The organism is Mesorhizobium sp. M0140 (assembly GCF_040322475.1).
GTDB lineage: Bacteria > Pseudomonadota > Alphaproteobacteria > Rhizobiales > Rhizobiaceae > Mesorhizobium.
The window spans coordinates 19,560-32,005 of the sequence record NZ_JAMYTM010000025.1 but is presented as its reverse complement, the minus strand read 5'-3'; the positions used below and the strand labels follow the sequence as shown (position 1 = coordinate 32,005).

Genomic DNA, 12,446 nt, shown 5'->3' with positions numbered 1-12,446 from the left:
GCACCGACGGTCTGAGCGACCACCACGCAATGGTCGATCATGGGCTTATGCAGCTTCGAAGTCAGGCCGTGCGCCCATGTATCCTGACGGACTGGGCTCGCCTTTCATCATCGTTTTTCGCCAAGCTTCCTGTTCGGCATTTATCAGAGCCAATTCCCAAACACAGGCAATAACAGGTCGCTTTACCGTATCCATCGGTACGGTAGCGGAATACAGCTTCCGATAGATGTGCTGACAAAGCACCGAACCTTGTATCCACCAGTGAACTAAGATGGACACGCCGAGCTCACCCGGATGAATGATCACAAAGCCCATGCCATTGTCGCCACCCTCGTCCACCACACGCGGCAGAACCTCCTGTCGCACGATTGACTGCGCCAGAGTCGCCAGGGGGCCGTCGACCTTCTTGTTGTCTGCGACGAGGCCATAGACTTTGAGCTTGAGACCCTCAATGTCCCATTCGCCCAAATTCGAAACACCACGTGGATGGTAGATCTCGATTGTTTCAGAAGTCACGGGGCTCACTCCAATCGGCTGTTGGCGCATACCGCGGCAGCAGCCGTATCTGATAGCTCATCACGCGCCTTGCACCCGGCGCGATCAGCATCAGGCCTGGTTTGTCGACAAAATCACCATCGAAATCCACCGGGCTTGCAAGGCCGTGCCAGGGTTCGATGCAAAGGAATGGCGCGCCGCCCGGCTTTGACCAGACGCCCAACTCCCGAACCCCTTGCCAGGACATCTCCAGAGCCGGGCCACGCTCGGCGGCATAACGCACGCTGGAGCTGGCGGGCTGGTCCATGATCACCGCGTCCTCGTCGAACAACCGCTCAGAGAGCGGGAGTATGTTGCCTTCGACAGGCGTCGGCTGTGGCGTTTTCAGCAGCAGTCCGTCCTTAAGGCGGCGGATCGGCGCCGGCTCATCATCGGCAAAGATCAGCCGGTAATCCGTCTTGGCCAAATCCGGCTGCAAGGGCCAATTGAATGCCGGGTGCGCCCCGATCGATGCCGGCAGGAGCTCATCACCGGTGTTGGTGACGTCGAAAGTCACATCAAGCTGCTGGCGGACCAGCGTATAGGTCACTTCAAGCCGAAAGGCGAACGGATAGCGCGCCCAGGTGTCGGCGTCGTCAGTGAGCACCAGCGTGCAGGATCTCGCCCCCTTCTGCGTCCAGGCAAACGGCTTGTCGCGCCCAAACCCGTGCTGCGTCATTGGATAGGTCCGGCCGCGATGGCGCAGATGATCGCCCGCCAGCCGCCCCACGATCGGGAACAGCACCGGCGAGTGCCGCCGCCATTCTGGCCCCGCCTGCCACAGGAATTCAAATCCGTGCGCGTCTTGCAGCGAAATCAGTTCGGCACCCTGCGCGACGATGGTCGCCGAGATGCCGTCGCCATGAAGCGTTTGGCTGTCCTGTGCCACATTTCCTCGCGGGTCGTTGTTGAAGGCCGGCGCGGTCGGCAGACTAGCAAAAGCTCTTGGGGACTCAAGGTGTAGCCTGGTTCTGCAGGAACGAATTGTGGCCGGAGGATCTCCCTCCGGCCACCTCTCCGCATCAAGAGCAATAACCCTCGCTCTTGCCCACATTGAATAGTCGTTATTCGCGTTCGCCGGTAAAATTCAGCAGCAGCTGGAAGATGTTGATGAAGTTCAGATAGAGCGAGAAGGCGCCGAAGACGGCAAGTTTCTGGCGCGATTCCGCGTCGAAATTCTCGGCATACTGTTCTTTGATCGTCTGCGTATCCCAGGCGGTCAGGCCGATGAACACGGCGATGCCGATCACCGAGATGGCGAACTGCAGCGCGGTCGAGCCGAGGAAGATGTTGACGATGCTGGCGATCACCACGCCGATCAGGCCCATGATCAGGAACGACGAGAACTGGGTCAGGTCGCGCTTTGTCGTGTAGCCGTAGAGACTGGTGGCGCCGAACATGGTGGCGGCGATGAAGAAGGTGCGCGCGATGCTGGTTCCGGTGAAGACCAGGAACACGGAGGCGAGCGACAGGCCCATGACCGCGCAGAAGGCCCAGAACATCGCCTGGGCACTCGCCGCCGACATGGTCTGCATTTTGAACGAGAACAACATGACGAAGGCGAGCGGTGCCAGCATCACCACCCATTTCAGCGGGCTGGAGAAGATCGGCACGTAGAGCGCCGGCGTCGATGAGATCATGAAGGCGACGAGGCCGGTGACCACAAGGCCGACGCCCATGTAGTTGTAGACGCGCAGCATATGCTGGCGCAGGCCCTCGTCGAAGATGGCTCCGGTTTGGGCGCCGGCGCCGACGCGATATCCCAGATTGGGGGTGTTCATTTGCGTTCTCCTTTGTGGATCGATCAGTAAAGCGTCTTGGCAAGCGTCTCGGCGGCGCGGCCGAGGTCGTGGACCTCGCTTCGTCCGACCACCGCATAGGCGACATCGCCGATCTGGAAATAGGCCGACGAAATGTCGCCCGAGGGCGCTATCGTCGGCTTGACGACGTCGAAGGTTCCGGGCCGGATCGCAAACAGCGACACCAGCCCCATGTCTTTCGTCTCGACCGCCATCTCGACGCTCGGCCCAAAGCGCGACGGATAGATCTGCACGTCGCGCACCCTCCAATCCGTCGGCAGCGACGGCATGACGATGGCAGTGGCGGCGCGGATTTCGCCGGCGTTGTAATTGGGCGCTTCCGGCTGCGAGGGCATGCTCTCGCGCACCAGCGTCGTCCTGTGGGCCTGCACCGCCTCGTCGACATAGGCGGGCGGCTGCGGCGAGGCGACGACCTTGGTCACCGACATCGGCCCGATGATGCCGTTTGCCAGCCAGCCGGCGGCGACGAAGCCGGCGACCGCCGCCGCGCGCTGCAACACGCCGAAGAGCCGGCCGCGGGCAAGCCCCCTCTCCAGCCGCCGCGCGGCATCGGCGGTCGCGGACCGCGCCATGCCCTTGGAGCCGGCCAAACCTGCGGAACCGGCAAGCGCCACGCGCAGTTCATCGCGGGTCCTGAGATCCGACATCACGCGCGCCGCCGCCTCCGGGCGAGCGGACAAGAATGCTTCGACCTCGATGCGGCGGGTGACGTCGACCTGATCGTCGACATAGGCGTCGAGGTCGATATCGGTCACGGGATCGACAGTTGCGGTCATGACGGGCCTCCAACGATCCTGAGATGGTTTTTTGCCTTCGCCGGCTCCTCCATCTCGCGCAGTGCGGCGCGCGCCCTGCCGATGCGTGACATCAGCGTGCCGAGCGGCACGCCGCTGGCATCGGCGGCCTGTTGATAGGAGAGGCCTTCGATGGCGACGAGGTGCAGCGCTGAACGCTGTTCTTCCGGCAGGCTGAAAAAAGCCTCGCGCACCTGCGCTAGGCGCACCGAATGTTCCTGTGGTGCCGGCGTGCTGCCGTCGGCCAGGTATCCAGCCTGTTCGACGCGCGACGCTTCGGACTTGCGGGACCGCATCTTGTCGATGAAGGTGTTGTGGACGATCGACAGCAGCCACGCGCGCAGGTTTCCGCCGGAGCGGAACGTGCTGCGCCGCTCATAGGCGCGCACCAGCGCGTCATGGACAAGATCCTCGGCGTCGGTGCTGTCGCGCGTCAGCGAGCGCGCATAGCGACGCAGCGAACCGAGCTGTCCTAGGATGTCAAAGCGTGGCATCGACGGTTTCATGTCCTGTTTACGGAGCATGTGGGGATTTTAATCCCTGCCTTGCCAATTTTTTCCCTTTGAGGACATCGTTCGCCTCTACCCTCGCCTCGCAGCATCGAGCGGCTATCCCTGGAACCGCATGATGAAGCCGAGAAATACAAGCTCCCGGAATCGTTGTGCGGGTGATTTCCATCGGTGAATCGACGCCAGGCATGGCGGCAGTGGGCCCAATGTGGCGACTGGAATGCAGTAGATCGTGCCTACTTCACACGCCTCTTCTCCAGCTTCCTCGCCAGCGTCCGGCGGTGCATGCCCAACCGTCGTGCTGTCTCGGAAATGTTGAAGTCGGCCTCCACCAGCATTTCGTGGATGCGCTCCCATTCGAGGTTCTTTATCGAGGTTGGTCGCTCGGCGAGCGGCACCGAAGCATTGCCCTCGACCTGGCCGAAAGCGGCTTCAATGTCGTCGGTGTTGGCGGGCTTGGCAAGATACTGGCAGGCGCCCAGCTTGATCGCCTCGACAGCGGTGGCGATGCTTGCAAAGCCGGTCAACACGACGATCCGCATTTCAGGATCGTGCTCGTGCAGCGCCCTGACGCATTCCAGGCCCGAGCCGCTGGCAAGCTTGAGATCGACGACGGCATATTGGAAGGCAACGGTGCCGATCAGCGCATGCACGCCGTCGACGCTCCGGCAGCTATGCGTTTCGTAGTCACGCCGTTCGAAAGACCGGCGCAGTGCGTTGGCAAAGGCGATGTCGTCCTCGACGATCAACAGCGTGCGTTTAGTCGGCATTGTGCCCTCGCGGAGACAGAGCAGCCAGCGGCAGATGCAACGTAACCGAAGCTCCCCCCTCGGTTCTATTTCTTACGGTGACGCTACCCCCCAGCTTGCGGATGACATTGACGACCAGAAACAGGCCGAGCCCGCTACCTGGCCGGTTTTTGGTCGACGTATAGGGCTTGCCGAATTCAGCAAGCATGGCTTCTTCAAATCCCGGTCCCGCGTCGACAACTTCGACGATAAGATCGTCAGCGTGGCGGCTGACGATCAACCCGACCCATAGAGGCGACGCTTCAAGTGCGTTGTCCAGTACATTGAACATCACCTGTTTGAGCGCAGGATCGGAGACGATCTCCTGGTTGGCGCCGAAACGCCTGGTGTATTCGAAACCTTGCGGCAGCCGTGTCGATTTCCATTCGGCCACCAGCTCCGCCAGGAAGGTGTCGACGGAGGTGCGAACCGTGCCTTCGCCGCGCAATTCGCCCGACGACATCAGGATTCCCGATACGATCTTCTTGCAACGGTCCAACTGGCCCTGCATCTCCCGGATTTCCTGCGCCAGATCCGGATCGGCCTCGAGAGCCGGCATGCGCTGCCAGTCGTTGAGGATGACCGAAAGCGTGGCCAGCGGCGTGCCGAGCTCATGCGCGGCGCCAGAGGCGAGCAGGCCCATCCTGACGATGTGAGCCTCCTCCGCCGACTGCTGGCGCAAATCCGCAAGATGGGCGTCGCGGGTGCGAATGTTGTTCTGGACCCTGGTGATGAACAGCACCAGAAGCGTTGCCGCCAGGACGAAACAGATGAACATGCCCTGGATGTGCAAGCTGAACAGCCCGGCACCGTGTGCGGCGGGCAGGCTGATCTCACGGTAGAAAGTGGTCAGCGCGATGAAGCACGTGCTTGCAATGAGAACAAGGGCCCAGACCGACCATGTCTCCAGCAGCACCGCGCCCAGGATGACCTGGAGCAGGTAAAGCGAAATGAAGGGATTGGACGCGCCGCCGCTCAGGTAAAGCTGGACCGTCAACGCGGTGACGTCGAGCAGCAGCCCAAGAAACAGCTCGGTGTTGGTGATCGCGTCCTGGCTGCTGTGCCGGCGCAGGCTGGCGACATTGAGAGCGATCAGCAGCAGGATCACCACCGCCATCGGCACCAGCGGCAGGCCGATGCCAAGCGCGTAGCGGACGAACAGGATCGTCACGATCTGACCACCGACCGCGATCCAGCGCAGTTGGATCAGAAGCAGGAAATTCTGTTTGTTGGTCTTGTCGTGCAGAGTCATTGGGCCGGGAGGTCCCCAGCCCTGGCCAAGCAGGTCACTCAAGCGGGCGTCCGATCCAGGCGCTGGTTGAGCCTCAGCGCCAGCAACGTGCACAGCGCTCCCGACAACAGATAGGCGCCTGACGAGATCAGCCCGAAATGGGCGGACAGGAACAGGGCGACTATGGGGGCGAAGCCGGCGCCGAACAGCCAGGCGAGGTCCGAGGTCAGCGCAGCACCTGTATAGCGGTAGGTCTTTGAAAAGTTCGAGGCGAGTGCTCCTGAAGACTGGCCGAACGACAGGCCGAGCAGGACGAAGCCCAATACCATGAAGACGGACTCTCCGACGAAGCCGCCATCGAGCAGCTGTGGCGCGAAACCGCTGAAAACGGCGATGGCCACCGCCGAGCCTCCTAGCAAGGGCCAGCGCCCAACCCGGTCGGCGACGAAGCCCGAGATCGCGATTGCCGCCAGGCCGAAGAAGGCTCCGATCGTCTCGATGACCAGGAACCGGGCCGGTCCCTCGCGCGTGAACAGGAAAATCCAGGACAGAGGAAACACCGTCACCATGTGGAATAGGGCGAAGCTCGCCAGCGGCGCGAAGGCGCCGAGCACGACAGTGCGCCCTTCGGCGCGCAACGTCTCGCGGACGGAAGTCGGCTCCAGTTCCTGGCCTTCGAACAGTTTGGTGTATTCCGGCGTCACCACGATGCGCAGCCGTGCGAACAGGGCGACGACATTGATAGCGAAGGCGACGAAGAACGGGTAGCGCCAACCCCAGCTGAAGAAGTCTTCGGCCGACAGGTTGCCGACGAAATATGCAAACAGGGCGCTGGCAACGATGAGCCCGAGTGGTGCGCCCAGCTGCGGGATCATCGCATACCAGCCGCGGCGCTTTTCGGGCGCATTCAACGCCAGCAGCGAGGCAAGTCCATCCCATGTCCCGCCCAGCGCCAGTCCCTGACCGATCCGGAACATGGCCAGCAGCCAGGCCGAAGCCGGGCCGATCTGGTCGTAGCCGGGCACGAAGGCGATCGACACGGTCGAGGTCCCCAGCAGGAACAGCGCGATGGTGAGTTTGGCGCTGCGTCCGTAGGCGCGGTCGAGCGCGGTGAAGATCGCCGTCCCGATCGGCCGCGCGATGAAGGCAAGCGCGAAGATGGCGAAGGAGTAGAGCGTGCCGGTCAACGGGTCGGCATAAGGAAATACGAGCTTCGGAAAAACGATGACGGAAGCGATCGCGTAGACGAAGAAGTCGAAGAATTCCGACGTCCTGCCGATGATGACGCCAACGGCGATTTCGCCGGGCTTCACCTCATGATGCCGCGCGTTGATCCGTCTTGCGTCGGCTTCCATCTTCGAAGTTGGGCTCACAGCATTCTCCGTCGCCCCGCCGCGGTGTCATACGATCGCTTGCCATGTGCGCGGGCCAGATGCTTTGATGACGCCTGCCGCGTCATTGCGGCATTGGACAAATTGTCCAATGCCTTCATTGCCGCGGTGCGGCTAGCACTGGGGGGAACAACCGACAGGTCATACATTGAGCCGTCTCCGTACCCTTTTCCTGCTGCCCCTGCTGGCATCGCTCGGCTCCTGCAGCATGGTCGTCATGAACCCTGCCGGCGACGTCGCCGCGCAGCAGCGCGACCTGCTGATGGTGTCCACGGCACTGATGCTGATCGTCATCATACCGGTGATGGCTCTCACCATATTCTTTGCCTGGCGATACCGCCAGTCCAACCGCGAGGCGCGCTACGAGCCGGATTGGGACCACTCGACCCATCTCGAGCTCGTCATTTGGGCTGTGCCGCTTCTGATCATCATCTGCCTGGGCGCGGTGACGTGGATGGGGACGCATCTGCTCGACCCCTATCGGCCGATCGGACGTGTATCGGCCGGCAAGCCGCTGCCGCCGGACGTGCGCCCGCTTGAGGTCGAAGTCGTCGCGCTCGACTGGAAATGGCTGTTCATCTATCCGGAGTACGGCGTCGCCATGGTCAACGAACTGGCTGCGCCGGTCGACCGGCCGATCAGCTTTCGCATCACCTCCGCATCGGTGATGAACTCCTTCTACATTCCAGCACTGGCCGGCCAGATCTATGCGATGCCGGGTATGGAAACCAGGCTGCACGCCGTCATAAACAAGTCCGGCGACTATGAAGGGTTCTCCGCCAACTACAGCGGCGCCGGCTTCTCGGGAATGCGCTTCGCGTTCCACGGCCTAGACGATGCCGGTTTCCAGGCATGGATCGCGAAGGCAAAGGACGGCGGCGGCAAACTCGACCGAAACGGCTATCTGGAGCTCGAACAGCCCAGCGAGAACCAACCCGTGCGCCATTATGCGGCGGTGGATGCCCATCTCTACAAGGCGATCCTCAACATGTGCGTCGAGCCCGGCAAGATGTGCATGAGCGAGATGTCGCAGATCGATGCCAAGGGCGGTCTGGGAATGGCCGGCATCCGCAACACCCTGCCGCTGCTGTATGACAAGTTCGCCCGGCGCGGCACGATATTCGGCCCTGCCCCATCCTATGTCGCCAGCATATGCACGACCGAAGAAGCACTGGCCGCTTCGAAGGCTGATCAATCCGCCACGCCGATGACCTCGACGCCGATAGTCGGCGCTGGTCTGCAACGGCCACCGCCCCTGTCGATCCGACTGCCGTCACCTTCCGCAACCGGCACGCTTCGGTCGCCCTTCAACTCCTGAGGCGCCACGCAAGACATGTTCGACAATCCTGCTCTTCTCAAGGCGATCTTCGGCCGGCTCACGCTCGAGTCGCTGCCGCTGCACGAACCTATCGTGGTCGCGACCTTCGTAGTCGTCGCGCTGGGCGGCATCGCCCTCGTCGGCGCGCTGACCTATTTCAAGCTCTGGGGCTATCTGTGGCGCGAATGGTTCACCAGCGTCGACCACAAGCGCATCGGTGTGATGTACATCGTGCTCGGCATCGTCATGCTGCTGCGCGGCTTCAGCGACGCCATCATGATGCGGCTCCAGCAGGCGATGGCCTTCGGCGGTTCGGAAGGCTACCTCAATTCGCATCACTACGACCAGATCTTCACCGCGCACGGCGTGATCATGATCTTCTTCGTGGCGATGCCGCTGGTGACGGGCCTGATGAATTTCGTCGTCCCGCTGCAGATCGGCGCGCGCGACGTGTCGTTTCCGTTCCTCAACAATTTCAGCTTCTGGATGACGGTCGGCGGCGCGGTCATCGTCATGATGTCGCTGTTCGTCGGCGAATTTGCCCGCACCGGCTGGCTTGCCTATCCGCCGCTGTCGGGTATCGGCTACAGTCCCGATGTCGGTGTCGATTATTATATCTGGGCCCTGCAAGTGGCGGGCGTCGGCACGCTGCTGTCGGGCGTGAACCTGGTCTGCACCATCGTCAAGATGCGCGCGCCAGCCATGACCATGATGAGAATGCCGATCTTCACCTGGACCGCGCTCTGCACCAATGTGCTCATCGTCGCCGCCTTCCCGGTGCTGACGGCGGTGCTGGCCCTGCTGGCTCTCGACCGTTATGTCGGCACCAACTTCTTCACGAACGACTTCGGCGGCAATCCGATGATGTACGTGAACCTGATCTGGATCTGGGGCCACCCCGAGGTCTACATCCTGATCCTGCCGGCCTTCGGCATATTTTCCGAAGTGACCTCGGCCTTCTGCGGCAAGCGGCTCTTCGGCTACACATCGATGGTCTATGCAACCATCGTCATCACCATCCTGTCCTACCTGGTCTGGCTGCATCACTTCTTCACCATGGGATCGGGAGCGAGCGTCAACTCGTTCTTCGGCATCACAACGATGATCATTTCGATCCCGACAGGCGCCAAGATATTCAACTGGCTGTTCACCATGTACCGCGGCCGCATCCGCTTCGAACTGCCGATGATGTGGACGGTCGCCTTCATGCTGACCTTCGTGGTCGGCGGCATGACCGGCGTGCTGCTCGCGGTTCCGCCAGCCGACTTCGTGCTCCACAACAGCCTGTTCCTGGTCGCGCATTTCCACAACGTCATCATCGGCGGCGTGCTGTTCGGCCTGTTTGCCGGCATCAGCTACTGGTTCCCCAAGGCATTCGGATTCCGGCTTGATCCGTTCTGGGGAAAGATGTCGTTCTGGTTCTGGGTGGTCGGCTTCTGGTTCGCCTTCATGCCGCTCTACATCCTCGGCTTGATGGGCGTAACGCGCCGGCTGCGCACCTTTGAGGATCCCTCGCTGCAGATCTGGTTCATCATCGCCGCCTTCGGCGCCTTCCTGATCCTGCTTGGCATCCTGTCCTTCCTCATCCAGATCTTCGTCAGCGTGCGCCGGCGCGAGCAGCTTCGCGACGATACCGGCGATCCGTGGGACGGGCGTACGCTCGAATGGGCGACGTCCTCGCCGCCGCCGGCCTACAATTTCGCCTTCACGCCGGTCGTCCACGATCTCGACGCCTGGACGGACATGAAGAATCGCGGCTACCAGCGTCCGTTGACGGGCTTCCGCGACATCCACATGCCGCGCAACACCAGAGCCGGCGTCGTCCTGGCCGGGTTGAGCGTGGTGCTTGCCATGGCGCTCATCTGGTACATTTGGTGGCTGGCGATCGTCAGCTTCGTCGCCCTGATCGGCTACGCCATCGCGCATACTTTCAACTACGACCGGGACTTCCACATTCCGTCCAGTGACGTCACCCGCGTCGAGGACGAGCGGACACGCCTGCTCGCAGCCACCAGCCAGGCGGGATAAGCACCATGGCACACGCCGACACGGTGATCGACGACACGGTCTTCCACCTGGAAGACGACCACGGCCATGCCGAGAGCGGCAGCAGCACCATGCTCGGCTTCTGGATCTATCTGATGAGCGACTGCCTCATCTTCGCGATGCTGTTCGCGGTCTACGGCGTGCTCGGTGGCAATTACGCGGCCGGACCCGCGCCGAAGGACCTGTTCGATCTTCCGCTGGTCGCGCTGAACACCACCATGCTGCTCCTGTCCTCCATCACTTACGGCTTCGCGATGCTGGAGATGGCGAAGGGACGGGTGAAACCCATGCAGGTGTGGCTGGTGATCACTGGCCTGTTCGGCCTCGCCTTTCTCAGCATCGAACTCTACGAATTCGCCCATTTCATCCACGAGGGGGCGACGCCGCAGCGCAGCGGCTTCCTGTCGTCGTTCTTCACGCTGGTCGGAACGCACGGCCTGCACGTCACCTTCGGCCTGATCTGGCTGGTGGTGCTGATGGTGCAGGTCTCCAGGCACGGGCTGATCGCCGCGAACCAGCGGCGCCTGATGTGCCTGAGCATGTTCTGGCACTTCCTCGACGTCATCTGGATCGGCGTCTTCACTTTCGTTTATCTGATGGGAATGTTGCGATGAGCGCCGGCCACCACACAGACACCAGCGACCAGAGCCACGCGCATCCCGGCGTCGATCACGGCTCGCTGCGCGGCTATCTGACAGGCTTCGGCCTGTCGGTCGTGCTGACCGCCATTCCCTTCTGGCTGGTCATGACCAACGCGCTCGGCAATCAGATGGCGTCGGCGATTGCCATCATGGCCTTCGCCGTCGTGCAAATCATCGTCCACATGGTGTTCTTTCTGCATATGAACACCAGGTCGGAGAACGGCTGGACCATGATGGCCCTGATCTTCACCCTCATCCTGGTGGTGATCGCGCTGACGGGCTCACTCTGGGTCATGTACCATCTGAACGTCAACATGATGCCCGGCCATGACATGAGTCAGATACCCTGAGAGAGGGACCTGGCTTTGGACGAACAGGCACGGACGACACCGCATTCGAATACAGGCGACGGCCAAAGGGTTACGCGTTCACCATGGACGCTGTTGGTGCTTTGCCTTTGCGGGGCCATCGGCATCACCGGCCTTTCGGCGCTTGGTGTTTGGCAGCTGGAGCGCCGCGTCTGGAAACTCGACCTGATCGAGCGTGTCGACCAGCGTCTCAAGGCAGTACCTGTGGCCGCCCCGGCGCCTTCGGCCTGGCCAGCGATCAACGCCAGGGATGACGAGTATCGCCGCCTCGTCGTTCCAGGCCGGTTTCTCGGTGATCGCGAGACCCTGGTCCAGGCGGTCACCGATCTCGGCGGTGGCTTCTGGGTAATGGCGCCGTTCCGAGCGGATGATGGCTTCACGATTCTGGTGAACAGGGGCTTCGTGCCGACGGACAAGCGCGATCCGGCAACCCGCCTCGCAGGCAAGCCCTCGGGCGATCACACCGGAATTCACGGCCTGCTGCGCATCAGCGAACCGAAAGGCGGCTTCCTGCGTACCAACGATCCGGCCGCCAACCGCTGGTATTCGCGCGATGTGCAGGCGATCGCCACGACGCAAGGCCTCGGGCAGGTCGCTCCTTATTTCATCGATGCCGATGCCACGCCCAATCCGGGAGGGTGGCCGGTCGGCGGCTTGACGGTGGTTTCGTTCCACAACAACCATCTGGCCTATGCCCTGACATGGTTCGGGCTGGCCTTGATGGTGCTGAGCGCGGTCGCCTATCTGTTGCGGCAGGCTGTGAAAGACAGGCACGGTGGGGGCTGACCACTGGCCGTGGCAAAGCCGAAATTTGCGCACAGAAGCGCTCATGCCGACGCGGACGATGGCGTGGTGGCGCTGTTAATGCCGGCTGGTCATTTTCCCACGCGCATCAATGGGTTCCGCATCAAACCCCGTCCACATCACAGGAGCGTGCAGAGCAGGCTTCCCGGCACCCCCGTCTAGGGCTGGATCACCCAGCTAAAACCGCTGGCGAAACGTGACC

General features: G+C 62.0%; 13 protein-coding genes. 5 read left to right on the top strand and 8 right to left on the bottom strand.

Features of this window, described 5'->3' with window-relative positions:
- Positions 1–45 precede the first annotated feature (45 nt).
- The 8 genes from NKJ37_RS23010 to NKJ37_RS22975 form a co-directional block, all read right to left on the bottom strand.
- Positions 46–516, bottom strand: a complete 471-nt coding sequence (locus NKJ37_RS23010; RefSeq protein WP_352775139.1) for a hypothetical protein — start codon at positions 514–516, stop codon at positions 46–48.
- Complete coding sequence (locus tag NKJ37_RS23005; protein WP_352775136.1) at positions 506–1,423, bottom strand: aldose 1-epimerase family protein; 918 nt, start codon at positions 1,421–1,423, stop codon at positions 506–508. Before NKJ37_RS23005 ends, NKJ37_RS23010 begins: the two co-directional genes overlap by 11 nt.
- Before the next feature lie 175 nt (positions 1,424–1,598).
- Positions 1,599–2,315, bottom strand: coding sequence for a Bax inhibitor-1/YccA family protein (locus tag NKJ37_RS23000; RefSeq protein ID WP_023812012.1), 717 nt, complete (start codon positions 2,313–2,315; stop codon positions 1,599–1,601).
- A 23-nt stretch (positions 2,316–2,338) separates the two neighbouring features.
- Positions 2,339–3,130: an anti-sigma factor family protein gene (locus NKJ37_RS22995; RefSeq protein ID WP_352775133.1), complete on the bottom strand. Its 792-nt coding sequence runs from the start codon at positions 3,128–3,130 to the stop codon at positions 2,339–2,341.
- Positions 3,127–3,642, bottom strand: coding sequence for a sigma-70 family RNA polymerase sigma factor (locus NKJ37_RS22990; RefSeq protein WP_245273246.1), 516 nt, complete (start codon positions 3,640–3,642; stop codon positions 3,127–3,129). The genes NKJ37_RS22995 and NKJ37_RS22990 overlap by 4 nt, the downstream gene beginning before the upstream one ends.
- Positions 3,643–3,893: 251 nt before the next feature.
- On the bottom strand, positions 3,894–4,427 hold the full coding sequence (locus NKJ37_RS22985; protein ID WP_023812014.1) for a response regulator transcription factor: 534 nt from the start codon (positions 4,425–4,427) through the stop codon (positions 3,894–3,896).
- Complete coding sequence (locus tag NKJ37_RS22980) at positions 4,417–5,697, bottom strand: ATP-binding protein (protein WP_031213491.1); 1,281 nt, start codon at positions 5,695–5,697, stop codon at positions 4,417–4,419. The genes NKJ37_RS22985 and NKJ37_RS22980 overlap by 11 nt, the downstream gene beginning before the upstream one ends.
- Before the next feature lie 38 nt (positions 5,698–5,735).
- Positions 5,736–7,031 carry an MFS transporter gene (locus tag NKJ37_RS22975; RefSeq protein ID WP_164780145.1) on the bottom strand — a complete coding sequence of 432 codons (1,296 nt, stop codon included), beginning with the start codon at positions 7,029–7,031 and terminating at the stop codon, positions 5,736–5,738.
- A 184-nt stretch (positions 7,032–7,215) separates the two neighbouring features.
- Here NKJ37_RS22975 and cyoA point away from each other — a divergent pair, with 184 nt between their 5' ends.
- The 5 genes from cyoA to NKJ37_RS22950 all read left to right on the top strand — a co-directional run bounded on the left by cyoA (position 7,216) and on the right by NKJ37_RS22950 (position 12,226).
- A complete protein-coding gene (cyoA, locus tag NKJ37_RS22970; protein ID WP_128304460.1) occupies positions 7,216–8,385 on the top strand; it encodes a ubiquinol oxidase subunit II in 1,170 nt (389 codons plus the stop codon).
- Between the two features lie 15 nt (positions 8,386–8,400).
- The gene (gene cyoB / locus NKJ37_RS22965) at positions 8,401–10,413 is read left to right on the top strand and encodes a cytochrome o ubiquinol oxidase subunit I (RefSeq protein ID WP_352775129.1); all 2,013 of its coding nucleotides are present in this window, start codon (positions 8,401–8,403) and stop codon (positions 10,411–10,413) included.
- A 5-nt stretch (positions 10,414–10,418) separates the two neighbouring features.
- Entirely contained in the window at positions 10,419–11,045 is a 627-nt protein-coding gene (cyoC, locus tag NKJ37_RS22960; RefSeq protein ID WP_023812019.1) for a cytochrome o ubiquinol oxidase subunit III, read from the top strand.
- Positions 11,042–11,422 (top strand): cytochrome o ubiquinol oxidase subunit IV, encoded by a 381-nt coding sequence (cyoD, locus tag NKJ37_RS22955; protein ID WP_023812020.1) that lies wholly within the window; start codon positions 11,042–11,044, stop codon positions 11,420–11,422. The genes cyoC and cyoD overlap by 4 nt, the downstream gene beginning before the upstream one ends.
- 96 nt (positions 11,423–11,518) lie before the next feature.
- Positions 11,519–12,226, top strand: a complete 708-nt coding sequence (locus tag NKJ37_RS22950) for an SURF1 family protein (RefSeq protein WP_031213493.1) — start codon at positions 11,519–11,521, stop codon at positions 12,224–12,226.
- Positions 12,227–12,446 lie beyond the last annotated feature (220 nt).